This window comes from Caldimonas brevitalea (genome assembly GCF_001017435.1).
In the GTDB taxonomy this organism is placed as follows: domain Bacteria; phylum Pseudomonadota; class Gammaproteobacteria; order Burkholderiales; family Burkholderiaceae_C; genus Caldimonas; species Caldimonas brevitalea.
Genome location: NZ_CP011371.1, coordinates 920596 through 936727, shown reverse-complemented (window position 1 = coordinate 936727; position 16132 = coordinate 920596). Strand labels below are relative to the sequence as shown.

The window sequence follows — 16132 nt, the reverse complement described above, 5'->3', positions numbered from 1 at the left end:
CCGGGCACGCGCCCGGCGTGTCCTTCATCTTTCAGAAAAGAGAAATTGAATATGCATGTGCAGCTGAACACCGACCATGTCATCCATGGAAGCCTCTCGCTGAGCCAGGACGTCGAGCAGACGGTGGCGTCGGCGCTGCAGCGCTTCGACGAACAGATCACCCGCGTCGAAGTTCACCTGAACGACGTGAACGGCAGCGAGAAGACAGGGCCGAACGACATCCGCTGCATGATCGAGGCCCGCGTGACGGGTCATGAGCCGGTGGCCGTGAGCGACCATGCGCCGACGGTCGACCAGGCGCTGCGGAGTTCGGTGGCCAAACTGCAGCGCGCGCTGGATTCCGTGGTGGGCCGCCGCAACGAGCACCGCCGCGAGAAACCGGCGGTCGACCCGCTGTCCTGAGGCACGCCGACCCGGCGCGTCTCCATGAAAAAAGGCAGGGCTTGCGCCCTGCCTTTCACGTTGACGCTCGAGCCGCCGCTCAGCCTCGCGCGGACGGCGGTTGCTGCTGCTGCGAGGACCGCGAGGGCGGCTGCTGGTACTGCACGCGGGCTTCGCCTTCGTCACGCTCTTGACGCTGCCCGCGGCGCTCACCGCCGTTATCGCCCTTGGCACGGATCTCGATGCGACGCTGCCCCCCATCGCGTGCACGCGGGACGGTGATCTCGAGCACGCCGTCGTTCATCGTCGCCTCGGCTCGATCGGCCATCGTGCCCTCGGGCAGCGGCACCGACCGGACGAAGCGACCCCGCACACGCTCGATGCGACGTACACCTTGCTCGTCGCGCTCCTCCCGATCGGCGCGACGCTCACCGGTGATGGTGAGTTGACCGTCGGCGATCTCGATGCGCACATCGTCCTTGCTGACGCCCGGCAGATCGGCCGAGATCAGCAGCTGGTCACCGCGCTCACGTACATCGACGCTGGGTGACCACAGCGGCGCGCTCTGCGCTGCCAACGCCCGGCGCGTGGTGCCCGGGGCGCCCCACATGAAGGTCTCCATCTCACGGTCTATCTCTTCGGAGAATCGCCGCATCATCGTCAGCGGACCTTCCAAGGTGCTGAAGAAGTTGGAGAAGAAGGGCCCAGTGCCGAACGTCATCTGCGGGGAGAAGGCACTTAGCGAGCGTCCCACCACATCGGTGGTGAAGCGTTCGGTTTCGCGTGCCATCGCGCGGGTGGTGTTGCCCATCCAGCGTTGCGCTGCGTCGTTGACTTCGCTGGCGGCCTGGCGTTGTTGCCGTGTGCCGTCCCCTTGCGAGTACGACCCGAAGCCGCGCTGCCCCTCTTGCGACCCCTGCAGTTCGCGGCCTTGCTGCTGCCCGCCCTGCTGGTCGCGGCCGTACTGCGGCTGGTAGTCACGTTCGCGGCCGTACTGCTGGTCGCGCTCACCCGCTTCGCGCACCTGGCCACGCTCCTGGTCCTGCCGGGACGCGGCTTGTCCGTTGCCGCCCTGCTGCTGTTGCTCGGTGTCCCGCGCCTGGCCCTGGTGCACCTCGCCTCGCCAGGCACCGGTTTCCTGCCCGCGCTCCTCGACGAACTGCGCGAAGCGTTGCAGGTCCTCTTCGGTGCGCGCGTTCAGGTCCTGTTCCTTGACGTTCTTGCCCGCCAGCGTGCCGTAGTCCATGGACAAGGTGATATTGGTGCGGTTCTGATCCACGGGCTGGAACTTCACCGTGGCGCTCGCCTTGGTGCCATTGTTGGCCCGCCACGAGATCTGCTGGTCAGGCACCTGCTCGAAGATCTCGGCCTCCCACTCCAGCGGCTTGCCCCCCACCTCGACCGACCAGCGCAGATGCGTGTCGTCGAGTTGCTTGACTTCGCGCACGTTGTGCATGAAGCGGGGGAAGTCTTCGAACTGAGTCCACTGGTTGTAGGCGGTACGGACGGGGACGGCGACCTCGATGGATTTCTCAATCCTGGGCATTGTTCACTCCTTTCCTGGTTCGCACAGGGTAGGGGATGAGAGAAGTCCGAAGCGACTTCAACTTCAACGCAGAAGCAGGGCTGCCCTGGTTGGCCGTCGCTGTGCCGACGGGTTCCGGACCCCTGCTCCAACGCCACCTTCGAACTACAGGCCAAGCGGCAACTTGCGTTCCGTTGTTGCGGTGCAGCGAAAGGCGCCCTGCAGGCGCGCGCTGGACTGGAGCAGCCGGTCGTCCGACCCGACGGTGAGCAGCATTTACCGACGAATTTGCGCCTGTGCCGGCGCGGCGTCGGTCGCGGCCTCAGCCGCCGCCGATGCCCGTCGTCACCTTGCCGGTGCCTGCGCAGGCCGCGCAGGTGCGGCCCGCATCGAGTCCGCTGCCGCCGCATTGTGGGCAGACGTTCTCGCCGGTGCCAGGAGCACCTGCGGGTGCTTCATCGCCGGGACGGGGTGTCGGGGGCACGCCCCCGGGAGGAGTGGAAGTGTCGGTGGAGTTCATGGATGAAAAATGCCCCTTGCTGCCGGGCAGCAAGGGGCACACCTGGAGAAGCACTGCTCGGCGTTCACAACGCCGGCCGCTTTGGACTTGTAGAGTCGGAACCTTCAGCGCGCGACGGCGATCCGCGAGCTCGCCGTCGGACGCAACACGGACGGGTCGGTCAGCGTCTCGCTACGCGACGGCAGTTCCTGCTTGACGGCCAGGGCCTGCGCGGTTTCGCTGCGCAGCGTCAACCGGGTCAGCGCATACAACGGATCTGCATCTTCACGGCACAGCTCGAAGGTTTCCATCGCGGCCAACATGCTGCCTTGATAGCGCATCAAGCAGGCGGTGATCGACGACTCGACGGACAACTCGTAGCGCCGCAGCACCTGGCTGAGGTGCGGACGCACGCGGGTGATCTGCAGCGATGCACCGGACCACTCGGGCAGGCCGACGATGCGAGGCGCCGGTCGCTCCTGGCCGAACAGGCCCTGGATCGACGCCTTGATCGCCAATACCGCGAGGCTGTCGCAGCCGTTGGCGTAGCGAGCAGGCAATACGCTCTGCGTCGACGTGCCGAGGGTCGGGCTCCTCAACACGATTTCCAGCTTGCCACTCGGATCGCCCAACGGCCCGATCTGGATTCGGTACTGGTCCGTCTCTTGTTGCTGACCTTGTCCGTAGCGCACGGTCAGTTCCGCCACCAGCATCTCATGTCGATCAGATACAAATTCCACGAGTCCTCCCACAGCCGTCCGGCTGCCCACGCCTGAAACCACATCAACCGCTGGCGCAGCGCAGAACTACCAGCGGTTGCAAAATTTGCAGCAATTCCTCGACCGCCCTCTCGCGGTTGCCGGAAAAAGGTGCCCCGAGCCTGGGTTGCCCAAAGAGGGGTGAGAGTCGGAAAGGAGGCAGAAGCAGCCCAGTAACGACGCTCGGGGCAGAGGTAAGGCAGCAAGCTGCGTGCCTACTCTTCTCGGTTGTGATGCCCGAGGGGGGCAACCCTGTCAAAGGTAACAGTCGAGCACCGACGCGCCCTGCGGCGCCGCAGGGCAGCGCTGGCGCCAGCACTGGACCGGGAGACGTGGGGGACCGACCTGCGACGTTTGTCACCGAAAGAAAACGGCCTCCGCGGCAGCGGCCGGAACGACTGCGGGGCGAGCGGCTGCGACAGCCGTCTGCGGCGTTTACTACAACCCCATACGGAGCGGGAACGAAAAATCATCACTGGTTGGGCGGGGCCGGTTTGAGGCGAAAGCGGGGGGAGAAACGGGTCGGCGGAAGGACCGCGACAGCAAGACGGGCGCGGCCCCGTAAGGGCGCGCCGGCAGCCAGAGAGGCAGGGGTGGAGGCGACCACGAGTTGGCCGCAGCGCCAACTCGGTGCTCCGCGGGCGACGCCAGGGCCAGGCCTGTGCGCCGCCGCGCGATGGGGAAGGGCTTACTTCTTTTGAACTGCGGCTTTGAGGGAAGCGCCGGCGCTGAATTTCACGCCTTGGCTCGCCTCGATCGTGATTTCCTCGCCGGTGCGCGGATTGCGGCCGGTGCGGGCTTGGCGTTCGGTCACCGAGAAGCTTCCGAAGCCGATCAGCGCCACCGTGTCGCCGCTCGCGAGAGCCTTGCTCACGTTGCCGATGAAGGAATCCAGTGCGCGGGCGGCCGCAGCCTTGGAAATATCCGCATCCGCGGCGATGGCATCAACGAGTTCTGCTTTGTTCATGAGGTTGTGACGGGTATGAACGATGGGAAAAACGTGCACCAAAGCGCACGGTAGAACCCTGCAGTCTAGCTGCTTCCTGGCCCCGCGGCCCACGACCACTGGTTAAGAAGCTGTGAGAGCTGTTAAGCGCGGATGGCGCCTGGGGCCGCCCCGGGGCTGGCCCGGAGCCGCCCGAGGCGGCCGCATACGCAGGTCGACAGGCAACCTGAACCCTCAGCGCCCCATCTCGCTGAGCGTGCCGCTCATCGCGGTGAGGGCCGTCATGTTGACCATCCGGCGCACGGTCGCCGACGGCGTCAGGATGTGGGCCGGCGCGGCGGTGCCCAGCAGGATGGGACCGACCGTGATGCCCTGGCTGCCGGTCATCTTGAGCACGTTGAACAGAATGTTGGCCGCATCGATGTTGGGCAGGATCAGCACGTTGGCGGTGCCGGTCAACGTCGTCTCGGGCAGGAAGCTGCGGCGCAGTGTCTCGTTCAGCGCGGCGTCGCCCTGCATCTCGCCATCGGCTTCGACATCGGGCATGCGGGCGCGGAACAGGTCTCGCGCGGCCCGCATCTTGAGCGCCGACGGCCGATTGCTCGAACCGAACATCGAGTGCGACAAAAAGGCCACGCGCGGGTCCAGCCCGAAATGGCGCACCGATTCGGCCGCCATGCTCGCGATCTCGCTGAGCTCCTCGGCACTCGGATCGTCGTTGACGAAGGTGTCGGCGATGAACAGCGTGTACTGGTCGAGCACCAGGGCGTTGAGCGTGGCCAGGGTGCGCACGTCGGGCCGCATGCCGATCACGTCGCGGAGGTGATCGAGGTGCTGCTCGAAGCGCCCGACCAGGCCGCACAACAGACCGTCGGCGTCGCCCAGGTGCACCATCAGCGAAGCGATCAAGGTGTTGGAGCGGCGCACCGCAGCCTTGGCCATCTCGGGCGTCACACCGTCGCGGCCCTTCAGACGCTGATAGGTTTCCCAGTACTGCCGGAAGCGCGGATCGTCTTCCGGGTCGCACAGCTCGAAGTCGACGCCGGGACGCAGGCGCAGGCCGGCGCGTTCGATGCGCTGCTGGATCACCCCAGGGCGGCCGATCAGGATCGGCTTGACCAACCCCTCCTCGAGCGCGATCTGCACCGCCCGCAGCGTGCGCTCGTCCTCGCCTTCGGCATAGACGATACGCTTGGAGGCGCGACGCGCGGCCATGAACACCGGCCGCATGAACAAGCCGGTGTGGGTGACGAACCGGATCAGCGACTCGCGGTAGGCCTCGAGATCCGCAATCGGCCGGGTCGCGACGCCCGACTCCGCGGCGGCCTTGGCGACTGCCGGGGCGATGCGCAGGATCAGCCGCGAATCGAAGGGCTTGGGGATCAGGTAGTCCGGGCCGAAGCGCATGTCTTCACCCGGATATGCCGCCGCCACCTCGTTGCTGATCTCGGCCTTGGCCAGGTTGGCGATCTCCTGCACACATGCGACCTTCATCTCCTCGGTGATGCGGGTGGCACCGCTGTCGAGCGCGCCGCGGAAGATGTAGGGGAAGCAGAGGACGTTGTTGACCTGGTTGGGGTAGTCGGAACGGCCGGTCGCGACGATGCAGTCGGGCCGGGCGGCCTTGGCGATTTCCGGCCGGATCTCGGGCTCGGGATTGGCGAGCGCGAGGATCAGCGGGCGCTCGGCCATGGTCTTCACCATCTCGGCCGACAGCACGCCGGCGGCAGAACAGCCGAGGAACACGTCGGCACCCTTGACGACATCGGCCAAGGTGCGTGCGTCGGTGCGCTGCACATAGCGGCGCTTCGACTCGTCGAGGCGGTCTTCGCGCTGGTGGTGCAACACGCCCTTCGAGTCGCACATGAAGACGTTCTCTTGGCTGACGCCCAGGCGCACCATCAGGTCGACGCAGGCGATGGCCGCAGCGCCGGCGCCGGACACCGCGAGCTTGACCTCCGACAGGCGCTTGCCCACCAACTCCATGCCATTGATCAACGCGGCGGCCGAGATGATGGCGGTGCCGTGCTGGTCGTCATGGAACACGGGGATGTTGAGGCGTTCCTTCAGCTTGCGCTCGATGTAGAAGCACTCGGGCGCCTTGATGTCTTCCAAGTTGATGCCGCCCAGCGTCGGCTCCAGCGCGGCGATGATGTCGACCAGCTTGTCCGGGTCCTTCTCGGCGAGTTCGATGTCGAACACATCGATGCCGGCGAATTTGCGGAACAAACAACCCTTGCCTTCCATCACCGGCTTGCCGGCCAAGGGCCCGATGTCGCCCAGGCCGAGCACCGCGGTGCCGTTGGTGACCACGCCCACCAGGTTGCCGCGCGAGGTGTACTCGGCGGCCAGGCTCGGATCGTCCTCGATGGCCAGGCAGGCATAAGCCACCCCGGGCGAGTAGGCGAGCGAAAGATCGCGCTGATTCGACAGCGGTTTGGTCGGCAGCACCGCGATCTTGCCGCGCGTGGGCACGCGGTGATATTCGAGTGCAGCCTCGCGCAGCGCCTGTTCGGCGGCGGAGAGTTCCTGTCGGGCCATGGGTGCCTCCTTCATCTCATGATCTGTTCTGGGACGATCGTCCCCGCTGTCTCGCAGGCGACACCGTCGCGGGCACTGGGGCAGCCGAGGAAGGCGAGCAGTCTAGCGGGCCGGCTTGTGGCTTTTTTGCAGTCAAAAGAGCTTTCGCATCGCCTCCAGCAATCGGGACGCCGATATTGGGCACCCGGGCTGCTGAAAAGAGGCATGAGCGGTTCCGATCTGCCCGGCTTCAGCCCGCTGTTGCGCAGCGCCGGGGAGCACCCCTTGCACTACCGTGTGCGCCCCGCCTGCCCCGGCCCGGCCGCCGCCCGGCCGCTCGCCCTCTTGCTGCACGGTGCCGGCGCCGACGAATCCAGCCTGCTGCCTCTGGCGCAACGGCTTCCGTCGCATGTGCACGTGGTGGTGGTGCGCGCGCCGCGGCGCATGCCGCGCGGCGGGTACTTCTGGTATCCGGTTCATTTTCGACGCGACGACGCCGAGATCAACCTGCAGCAAGTGGAGTGGGCGCAAACCCGTTTGCTGCAGTTCGTCGAGCAGCTGCCGCGCCACTGCCCTTTCGATCTGCGTCAGTTGTACCTGCTGGGGTTCAGCCAGGGCGGCGCGGTGGCGTCGACCTTTGCGCTGTCGCACCCCGGGCGGGTGCGTGGGCTGGCGCTGCTGGCGTCGCGGCTGCTGTCGCATCTCGAACCCGTTGCGCCGCGCGACGACCTGGCGACGCTGAGGCTGTTCATCGCCCATGGTCGGGACGACGACGTGCTGCCGATCGAGCACGCGGAGCGTGCGGCGCAGGCCCTGCGGGCGTGTCGGGCAGCCGTGGTGTGGCGCTCCTACGACGGCGTGGGGCATGCCCCCGCCGGGGTGATGTTCGACGACACGGCCGCATGGCTGCGCGGTCACTGTCCGCCACCGGCTCGCGTTGATGCCGCGGCATGAGCGGCTGGTGGCCCAACTCGGTGCGCCCCAGCCCGCCCGGGCGCACGGAACCCGGGCGATCAGCGCTGGCGAAACGTCCGGGCGTTGACGCGGTTGAGGCAGCGGCGCAGCAGCCGGGCCGACGCGACGCCCAGCGCCGTGCCCTCGGGTTGGCCGCGGACACGCGGCAGGGGCGACGCGCTGTCGGCGGCCGCCGGTGGTGACTGCTCGACACGCCAGTGCAACGGCACCAGTCCGCGGAAGCGCACCTTCCAGACGCGGGTGACATCGAAACGTGCGCGGTAGGTCAGCGCGAAGCGGTCGGCCTGCGCGCCCTCGCCTCCGAGGTCGAGGCTACAGGGTGCGAAGTCGTGCAGGGTCACGGCACGTTCGTACAGCTCGCCCAAGTGAGCCGCCGCTTCGCTTTCCAGGTGCCGGCGGGCATCGAGGTCGATGCGGTCGATCAGGGCCAGCGTGGCCAGCGCGACCTCACACGCCAGCACCGGGGGCGGCACGGCAGCCGAGCCGGTGAACAGACGCAGGCTCGCTTGCGTGTCGAGTTCGGGCAAGGGGCAGGTCCAGGCGCCGAGCGTCTCGTTCCATTCCAGGCTGAGATGTTTGTAGGTGTGGAGGACTGAACCGGCAGGGGCAGCGAGCGAGGAAGGCGTGGTCATCGGCAGTCGGGAGGGGGCGATCGCCAGATGCTACGAAATGTATAGGCCCCGGCACATCCCCCCGAGGGGTGGGCTGCTCTCCCATTCCGGTGAAATTTGGCGTTTGCCGCTCGCACGCCCCTGGCACCGTGACCCGAGCGGCCCGCCGTGCGCGGTGGCCTAGTCGACGCCCTGCAGGCTCAACTGCGTCATCTGGTCGCGCGGATCCGTGACGACCTCGATCCGTGCGCCGGAGGCGAGCCGGTACACGGACCGGACCGGCCGCCCCGATGCCAGCGCGAGCCAGTTGCGCCGCGCGTCGGCGTCGGGAATGTCGCCGAAGTCGCCGCGCTCGTGCCGCTGGATCAGGCTGCTTTCCGAGACCCGCGCTCCCACGAGAGCGACCATGGCAGCGGGCGAGCGGACGACAAAACCGGCGTCGACCACGGTGGTGCCGCCCAGGTCGGCGTCGGCACGCGGCGACGTGGTGCCGCGGACCGGCAAGGCAAGTTCACTCATCGGGGTCTCCGCCGGCACCCTAGCGCCGGATGCGGTTGAACAGCGTGGAGCCGGCCAGCAAGGCAATCACGAACAGCACCACGAAAACAAAGAACAGCACCTTGGCAATGCCAGCAGCTCCTGCGGCGATACCGCTGAACCCGAGCGCACCGGCGACCAGGGCAATCACAGCAAAAATGACGGCCCATTTCAACATGACGTTCTCTCCCCATTGGTTGCCGTGCCACTTGCACGGTGACCTCAATGTCGACGAGAGCGGGGGCTGTGACTGTCAGCCGGACCGCCGCGCGCCGTCGGTGCCGTCCTACATGTCGTAACGCGACACTGCGATCCCTTGCTCCTCCGCGAGAGCGGCAATCCAAGCGAGCTGCACCACGGTCGACGCGCGAGACCGGACCCAGGCCACGTCGCCCCACCTCGCCGCATCGCCCAACGCACAGGCGCCGAAGCCGCGTATGCGTTAGCCGCGAGGCCCTCCTGCTCCCTGTGCAGAACCCTGCAGAACGCGCTCGCGCGCACGAGCAACCGCCACGCCCAGTCCGATCACGGGCGGTCCCCGTCGATGAGGGGCCTCGCTTCTCCCAGGCCGGTCCCACAAAAACGTTATCCAAACGTATTGTTGTGCAACCAAGAACGACAGACCTCCGTCCGTGCCGCGATGACGGAGGTGAGCAGTGCCTTGGCGCGGCAGGCTCACGGAGGGAATCATGGACTCGAAGACGTACCTGAACAGGGTGCGCGCCGCTGCATGGCTGCGCGGCACCACCATCGCAACGGCCATCGGCCTGGCGGCCTGCGGCGGAGGCGGAGGCGATCCGCCGCCGGCCCTCGCCACGCAGGAGATGACAGGCGCACTTGAAGGCGCAGACCGCGCACGCCCCCTGGCCGCGGTCATCACCCCGCCCACCGACGCACTGGTCGGGGCGCTGACACCCACCGCCGATGCCGCGAAGGTGGGGATGTGGTCGAAGCTGACACCCTGGCCCCTGCTCGCCGCCCACGCCAACTTGTTGCCCAACGGCCGATTGTTGACCTTCGGCACCGCGCCGCCCGACACCTGGCATCCCAAGGTGCTGCACTTCGACGTCTGGACGCCCGCTCAGGGGTTGACCGAGGCGGCCCACCGCACCGTGGCCAACCCGACCAAAGTCGATAGCTTCTGCAGCGCCAGCACCCTGGGGGCCGACGGCCTGCTGCTGGTGCTGGGCGGCAACGCCGACTCCGCCGTCTACAAGACGACCCAGTGGGACCCCGACCGCAACCTCTACCTGGCGCGTGCCGCACAGCCACGCCAACCCCGCTACTACGCCACCGTGCTGCGCCTGCCCGACAGCCGCGTGCTTGCGGTCGGCGGCAGCAACAAAAAGCCGGCACCGGCGACCCTGTACGGCGACATGCCGGAAGTGTTCACCCCGGCCGAGGGCTGGCGGCCGCTGCCCGGCGCGAAAAGCGCCGAGTTGTTCGGCGAAGCAGACGCCCGCTGGTGGTATCCGCGCGCCTATGTCGCGCCGGACTTCGGCGTGGTCGGCGTGTCCAACGACCGGCTCTGGAAGCTCGACCCGAAAGGCGACGGCAGCATCGTGCCCATCGGTGTCACCGGGCACCGCCTCGGCGTCAGCGGCATGTCCGTCATGTACCGGCCCGGCAAACTGCTGCTCGCCGGCGGCGGGCAACTGAACAACGGCGACGGCATCTGGGCGGTGAAGCAGGCCACCAGCGTCGACTTCAATGCCTCCCCGCCCACCGTCACCGCTTTGAAGCCGATGGCGCATGGTCGCAACTGGGGCACGGCCGTCGTGCTGCCCACCGGCGACGTACTGGTCACGGGCGGCGCCGCCCAAGGCAACCTGGACACGGGCGCGGTACTCGCCACCGAGGTCTGGAGCCCCACCACGGGCACCTGGTCGACCTGGGCGCCGGCGGGGCAAAAACGGCTCTACCACTCGCTGGCCGCGCTGCTGCCCAACGGCACGGTGCTGAGCGCAGGCGGCGGCGCGCCGGGCCCCGTCTATGCGCAGGACGCCCAGGTGTTCTTCCCGCCCTACCTGTTCAAGCAGCTGGCCAACGGCACGTCGGCCTGGGCCAGCCGGCCGGTCATCGTGCAGACGGCTCCGTACTTCGGCCACGGCAGCGGGGCCGACAGTGTCGTGACGCTGGGCGATACGCGCAGCATCAAGTCGGTGGCCCTCGTCACCGTCGCAGCCGTCACCCACAGCCACAGCGCCGACCTCCGTTACGTGCCGGTGGCTTTCACGCAATCCGCCGACAAGCTGACCTTGAAGCTGAGCCAGTTCAACCCGCAGCAACTGCCGCCGGGCCACTACCAGCTGCATGTCGTGGACAGCGCCGGTGTGCCGTCGTCCGCTGCGGTGATCGAAGTGCGCAAGGACGTGCGCAACATCGCGGCCCTCGGCACCGCGACACAATCGAGCGATCGCGGCATTGCGTCGGCCGCCGCGGCCGCGATCGACGGCAAGGCCAGCACATTCACGCACACCGCGTTCGAGCAGGCCAACCCCTGGTGGAAACTGACGTTTCCCTCCACCCGCCGTATCGCCTCGATCAACTTGTTCAACCGCCCCGGCCCCTGCACCAGCACCAACGACTGCCGCACGCGTTTGCGCGACATCACCGTGTCGGTACTGGACGCCGCCGGCCAGCCGGTCTGGACGTCCCAGCTGCTCAACCCCGAGAACCAGCTGGCCTCCCCCGACCGCCTCAACGTCGACATCATGCAGTTGCACGGCAGCGCCGTGGAGGGGCGCAGCGTGCTGGTGCGGCGCACCTCCGACCCGGACCTGTCGGGCAGCGGTGGTGGCGGCGGAACGCCCGAGGGCAATGTGTTGTCACTGGTCGAGGTGCAGGTGGAAGAGGGACCGGTCAACCTTGCGCTGCGCAAGGCGGCCACCCAGTCCAGCACGGCGGCCAGTTCCTTCGCGTCGCGCGCGGTCGACGGCAACCCGAGCGGCTTCTGGCACGACGCGACGGTGACCCACACCAACAGCACCGCGCAACCCTGGTGGCAGCTGGACCTGGGCAGCGTGCAGGCACTGCGACAGGTGCGCGTGTGGAACCGCGTCGACTGCTGTGCCGAACGCTTGTCCAACTTCTACCTGCTGGTATCGCAGACCCCCTTCACCAGCAACAACCTCGAGCAGGAACGCCTGCGCGCCGGCGTGACGGCCCTGCCGTTCGCGTCGGTGCCGGGCGGACGTGTACTCGATGTCGACTTGCCGGCAGGACTGACCGGTCGCTACCTGCGCGTGTGGCTGGGCGGCACCGAAGTGCTGTCGCTGGCCGAAGTCGAGGTGTTCGGGCCCTGAGTGAGTCCTCGCCGGCAGCGCCTCGCTGTCGGCACGCGGATTGCCTCGTGCCGTAGCGGGAATCCGTGTGCCGGAAGCCCATTTCCACCCCAGTCTGCTGCAGGCCCATCGAGCCTGGGCGGACCGCGGTCGTCCAACAAGAACCACCACGGAGCCCGTCCGACAGTGTTGAGCGATCATGATGTCTATCTCTTTCGGGAGGGCACCCACGGCAGGCTCTACGAAGGGCTCGGCTGTCAGCTCTCGTCCAAAGGCCAGGGTGCGCACTTCGGGGTCTGGGCGCCGAACGCGAGTGCCGTCTCGGTGATCGGCGAGTGGAACGGCTGGAACCCCGACGCCCATCCCCTGCATCCGCGCCACGATGGCAGCGGCATCTGGGAAGCCGAGGTGTCCGAGGCACAGCGTGGGCAGGTCTATAAGTTCCGCATCCAGTCGCGGCTCGGCGGCCCGGCCGTCGACAAGGCCGACCCGCTCGCCTTGTATGCGGAACTGCCCCCTGCCACCGGCTCGCGCGTCTGGGACCTCGACTATGAATGGGGCGATGCGGCATGGATGACAGGCCGTGCCGCAAAGAACGCCCTGGACGCGCCGGTCGCCATCTATGAAGTGCACGCCGGTTCGTGGCGCCGCCAGGACGGCGGCTACCTCGGCTACCGGGAGCTGGCGCACGCGTTGGCGGACTATGTGTGTGAACTGGGTTTCACGCACGTGGAGCTGATGCCGATCACCGAGCACCCCTTCTATGGCTCGTGGGGCTACCAGACCACCGGCTACTTCGCCCCCACCGCCCGCTATGGCACACCGCAGGACTTCATGTACTTCGTGGATCACCTGCACCAGCGTGGCATCGGTGTGATCCTCGACTGGGTGCCCTCGCACTTTCCGGCCGACCTGCACGGCTTGAGCCAGTTCGACGGCACCCACCTGTACGAACACGCCGATCCACGGCAAGGTTTCCATCCGGAGTGGAACTCGTCGATCTTCAACTACGGCCGCAACGAGGTGCGCAGCTTCCTGACCTCGTCGGCGTTGTTCTGGCTCGACCGCTACCACATCGACGGCCTGCGTGTGGACGCCGTCGCGTCGATGCTGTATCTCGACTACGCCCGCAAACATGGCGAGTGGATCCCGAACCGCCATGGCGGCAAGGAGAACATCGAGGCGATCGACTTCCTGCGGTTCCTCAATGAAGCGACCTACCGCGACCACCCCGACACGATGACGATCGCGGAAGAGTCGACGGCCTGGCCGATGGTGTCGCGCCCCAACTATCTCGGCGGCCTCGGCTTCGGGATGAAGTGGAACATGGGCTGGATGCACGACACGCTGTCGTACATGCGCGAAGACCCGGTCCACCGCAAGTACCACCACGGCAAGATGACCTTCTCGCTCGTCTATGCCTTCAACGAGAACTTCGTGTTGCCGCTCTCGCACGACGAGGTGGTGTACGGCAAGGGCTCGCTGATCAACAAGATGCCCGGCGACGCCTGGCAACAGTTCGCCAACCTGCGCGCGATGTTCGGCTACATGTGGGCGCACCCCGGCAAAAAGCTGCTGTTCATGGGCGGCGAGTTCGGCCAGCGGCGCGAATGGGCGCACGAAGGCGAGCTGGACTGGGCGCTCGCGCAAGCGGGCGAACATGCCGGCGTGCAGGCCTTCGTGAAGCAGCTCAACCGCGTCTACCGGACCGAGCCGGCGCTCTACCAGGTCGACTTCACGCAGGAAGGCTTCGAATGGATCGTCGGCGGCGACGCCGAAAACAGCGTGTTCGCCTTCCTGCGCAAGCCGGCCGAGGGCGGCCCGCCGGTGCTGGTCGTCGCCAACCTCACGCCGCTGCCACGCACCAACTATGTCGTCGGCGTGCCGGCGACCGGCCTGTGGCGCGAAATCCTCAACAGCGATGCGCAGGAATTCGGCGGCTCGGGATGGGGCAACCTCGGCGGCGTCGAATCGGCGCCGCTGCCATCCCACGGTCAGCTCCATTCGTTGAGCCTCACGCTGCCGCCGTTGTCGACCCTCTACTTCAAGCTCGAAGTCCATGCCTAAGACCCCTCCCCCCGCCACGGGCCGCAAGCCGCGCGAAGGACGCGTGCGTGCGGTCATCGACGCAGTGCTGCCCTCCGTGGACGGCGGACGTTTTCCGGTCAAGCGCGTCTGCGGCGACACACTCGAGGTGCAAGCGAACTGCTTCACCGACGGCCACGACGTGCTGCGCGTGATGCTGCAATGGCGCGCCGAGGGCGACACCACCACCGTGCACGAAGTCGAGATGCTGCACGACGTCAACGACGAGTGGCACGCCGGCTTCACCTTGCCCGACGTCGGCCGCTACTGCTACACCGTGGTCGCCTGGGTCGACCATTTCGAGTCGTGGCGGCGCGAGTTGCAGCGTCGGGTCGACCCGGCCGACATTCGCATCGCGGCACTGGTCGGCGCCGACCTGCTCGACGCCACCTGCCCGCGCGCCAAGGGCGACGACCGCAAGGCCGTCAAGGACTGGGCCGCACGCTTGCGCCAGCAGGCCGAGACCGACGACGCCGAAGCCTTGAAGGCACTGGCGCTCGACGACCGGCTCGCCACCTTGGCACGCCGCTACCCCGATCGCCGCTGGTGCACCCGCTACGAGCCGGAGCTGAGCGTGATCGCCGACCGCGAGCGGGCCCGCTTCAGCACCTGGTACGAGTTGTTCCCCCGGTCCACCTCGCCAGAGGCCGGCCGCCATGGCACTTTCAAGGACGTGCAGGCGCGCCTGCCGTACGTCGCACGGCTGGGCTTCGACGTGCTCTACTTCCCGCCCATCCACCCGATCGGACGCGACAAGCGCAAGGGCAAGAACAACGCACTGGTGGCCCAGGCGGGCGACGTCGGCAGCCCCTGGGCCATCGGCGCGGCCGAAGGCGGGCACAAGTCCATCCTGCCCGAGCTCGGCACGCCCGAAGACTTTCGCGCACTGGTGGCCGCCGCCCGCGAGCTGGGCATGGAGGTGGCGATGGACATCGCCTACCAATGTGCACCCGACCATCCGTATGTGAAGGAACACCCGCCCTGGTTCCGCTGGCGGCCCGACGGCACCGTGCAGTACGCCGAGAACCCGCCGAAGAAGTACCAGGACATCTATCCGTTCAACTTCGAAAGCGACGACTGGTCGGGACTGTGGGACGAACTCAAGAGCGTGCTGGATCACTGGATCGGCGAAGGCGTGCGCGTCTTCCGTGTCGACAACCCGCACACCAAGTCGTTCGCGTTCTGGGAGTGGGCGATCGCGGAGATCAAGCGCGAGCACCCCGACGTGATCTTTCTGGCCGAGGCCTTCACGCGGCCCAAGGTGATGCACCGGCTGGCCAAGCTCGGCTACACGCAGTCGTACACCTACTTCACCTGGCGCAACACCAAGCAGGAACTGATCGAGTACTTCACCGAGCTGGCGCAGGGACCGGGCCGCGAGTACTTCCGCCCCAACGTCTGGCCCAACACCCCCGACATCCTGCACGAGGTGCTGCAATCGGGCCAACGCTCGACCTTCATGGCGCGCATCGTGTTGGCCGCCACGCTGTCTGCCAACTACGGCATCTATGGCCCGGCCTACGAGCTGATGGAGCATCTGCCCCGCGAGCATGGCAGCGAGGAGTACCTGCACTCCGAGAAGTATCAGTTGCGACACTGGGACCTCGACCGGCCCGACAGCCTCGGCACGTTCATTGCCAGACTCAACAGTATCCGGCGCGAGAACCGTGCGCTCCAATCCGATTGGAGCTTGCGCTTCCTGCCGACTGACAACGAACAACTGATCGCGTATGCGAAGCGTGCGCAAGATGTCGACAACGTGGTGCTGACGGTCGTGAACCTGGACCCGCACCACACCCAATCGGGCTGGGTCGAAGTCGACCTGAGCGAGCTGGGGCTCGATGAGGACAAGCCTTACCAGATGCACGACCTGCTCAGCGGCCAGCGCTTCGTCTGGAACGGGCGGCGCAACTTCGTGATGCTCGATCCCCAACGCTCTCCGGCCCACGTGTTCCGCGTTCGTCGACACCTGCGCAGCGAGAAGGATTTCGACTACTTCGAATGAGGTGCA

General features: G+C 67.1%; 12 protein-coding genes. 5 read left to right on the top strand and 7 right to left on the bottom strand.

Annotation, left to right across the window (positions count from 1 at the left end; translation table 11 throughout):
• The first annotated feature begins 51 nt into the window (after positions 1–51).
• Entirely contained in the window at positions 52–402 is a 351-nt protein-coding gene (locus tag AAW51_RS04065; RefSeq protein ID WP_047193578.1) for an HPF/RaiA family ribosome-associated protein, read from the top strand.
• Positions 403–481: 79 nt separating this feature from the next.
• Here the strand turns inward: AAW51_RS04065 and AAW51_RS28930 are convergent, their stop codons facing one another.
• From AAW51_RS28930 to AAW51_RS04045, 4 genes are all read right to left on the bottom strand, one after another.
• Positions 482–1927 (bottom strand): Hsp20 family protein, encoded by a 1446-nt coding sequence (locus AAW51_RS28930; protein ID WP_083438067.1) that lies wholly within the window; start codon positions 1925–1927, stop codon positions 482–484.
• Between the two features lie 603 nt (positions 1928–2530).
• Positions 2531–3145: a hypothetical protein gene (locus tag AAW51_RS04055; protein ID WP_157359608.1), complete on the bottom strand. Its 615-nt coding sequence runs from the start codon at positions 3143–3145 to the stop codon at positions 2531–2533.
• 706 nt (positions 3146–3851) lie between these two features.
• A complete protein-coding gene (locus AAW51_RS04050) occupies positions 3852–4130 on the bottom strand; it encodes an HU family DNA-binding protein (protein WP_047197385.1) in 279 nt (92 codons plus the stop codon).
• Between the two features lie 213 nt (positions 4131–4343).
• Positions 4344–6650, bottom strand: a complete 2307-nt coding sequence (locus AAW51_RS04045) for an NADP-dependent malic enzyme (protein ID WP_047193576.1) — start codon at positions 6648–6650, stop codon at positions 4344–4346.
• Positions 6651–6854: 204 nt separating this feature from the next.
• Here AAW51_RS04045 and AAW51_RS04040 point away from each other — a divergent pair, with 204 nt between their 5' ends.
• On the top strand, positions 6855–7583 hold the full coding sequence (locus tag AAW51_RS04040) for an alpha/beta hydrolase (protein WP_053013323.1): 729 nt from the start codon (positions 6855–6857) through the stop codon (positions 7581–7583).
• Positions 7584–7642: 59 nt separating this feature from the next.
• Here AAW51_RS04040 and AAW51_RS04035 read toward each other — a convergent pair whose 3' ends face one another.
• The 3 genes from AAW51_RS04035 to AAW51_RS28920 form a co-directional block, all read right to left on the bottom strand.
• Positions 7643–8236: a hypothetical protein gene (locus tag AAW51_RS04035; RefSeq protein WP_047193575.1), complete on the bottom strand. Its 594-nt coding sequence runs from the start codon at positions 8234–8236 to the stop codon at positions 7643–7645.
• A gap of 159 nt (positions 8237–8395) precedes the next feature.
• Positions 8396–8734: a hypothetical protein gene (locus AAW51_RS04030; protein ID WP_053013322.1), complete on the bottom strand. Its 339-nt coding sequence runs from the start codon at positions 8732–8734 to the stop codon at positions 8396–8398.
• A 19-nt stretch (positions 8735–8753) separates the two neighbouring features.
• A complete protein-coding gene (locus AAW51_RS28920; protein WP_047193574.1) occupies positions 8754–8930 on the bottom strand; it encodes a DUF1328 family protein in 177 nt (58 codons plus the stop codon).
• Positions 8931–9441: 511 nt separating this feature from the next.
• Here AAW51_RS28920 and AAW51_RS04020 point away from each other — a divergent pair.
• The 3 genes from AAW51_RS04020 to AAW51_RS04010 all read left to right on the top strand — a co-directional run bounded on the left by AAW51_RS04020 (position 9442) and on the right by AAW51_RS04010 (position 16126).
• Complete coding sequence (locus AAW51_RS04020) at positions 9442–12057, top strand: galactose-binding domain-containing protein (protein WP_047193573.1); 2616 nt, start codon at positions 9442–9444, stop codon at positions 12055–12057.
• A gap of 165 nt (positions 12058–12222) precedes the next feature.
• Positions 12223–14103, top strand: a complete 1881-nt coding sequence (gene glgB, locus AAW51_RS04015; protein ID WP_083438064.1) for a 1,4-alpha-glucan branching protein GlgB — start codon at positions 12223–12225, stop codon at positions 14101–14103.
• Positions 14096–16126, top strand: a complete 2031-nt coding sequence (locus tag AAW51_RS04010; protein WP_047193572.1) for an alpha-1,4-glucan--maltose-1-phosphate maltosyltransferase — start codon at positions 14096–14098, stop codon at positions 16124–16126. The genes glgB and AAW51_RS04010 overlap by 8 nt, the downstream gene beginning before the upstream one ends.
• Positions 16127–16132: the final 6 nt, after the last annotated feature.

Coding starts and splice junctions, on each gene's coding strand:
- AAW51_RS04065 (WP_047193578.1), top strand. CDS start 52: ATGCATGTGCAGCTGAACACCGACCATGTCATCCATGGAAGCCTCTCG.
- AAW51_RS28930 (WP_083438067.1), bottom strand. CDS start 1,927: ATGCCCAGGATTGAGAAATCCATCGAGGTCGCCGTCCCCGTCCGTACC.
- AAW51_RS04050 (WP_047197385.1), bottom strand. CDS start 4,130: ATGAACAAAGCAGAACTCGTTGATGCCATCGCCGCGGATGCGGATATT.
- AAW51_RS04045 (WP_047193576.1), bottom strand. CDS start 6,650: ATGGCCCGACAGGAACTCTCCGCCGCCGAACAGGCGCTGCGCGAGGCT.
- AAW51_RS04040 (WP_053013323.1), top strand. CDS start 6,855: ATGAGCGGTTCCGATCTGCCCGGCTTCAGCCCGCTGTTGCGCAGCGCC.
- AAW51_RS04035 (WP_047193575.1), bottom strand. CDS start 8,236: ATGACCACGCCTTCCTCGCTCGCTGCCCCTGCCGGTTCAGTCCTCCAC.
- AAW51_RS04030 (WP_053013322.1), bottom strand. CDS start 8,734: ATGAGTGAACTTGCCTTGCCGGTCCGCGGCACCACGTCGCCGCGTGCC.
- AAW51_RS28920 (WP_047193574.1), bottom strand. CDS start 8,930: ATGTTGAAATGGGCCGTCATTTTTGCTGTGATTGCCCTGGTCGCCGGT.
- AAW51_RS04020 (WP_047193573.1), top strand. CDS start 9,442: ATGGACTCGAAGACGTACCTGAACAGGGTGCGCGCCGCTGCATGGCTG.
- AAW51_RS04010 (WP_047193572.1), top strand. CDS start 14,096: ATGCCTAAGACCCCTCCCCCCGCCACGGGCCGCAAGCCGCGCGAAGGA.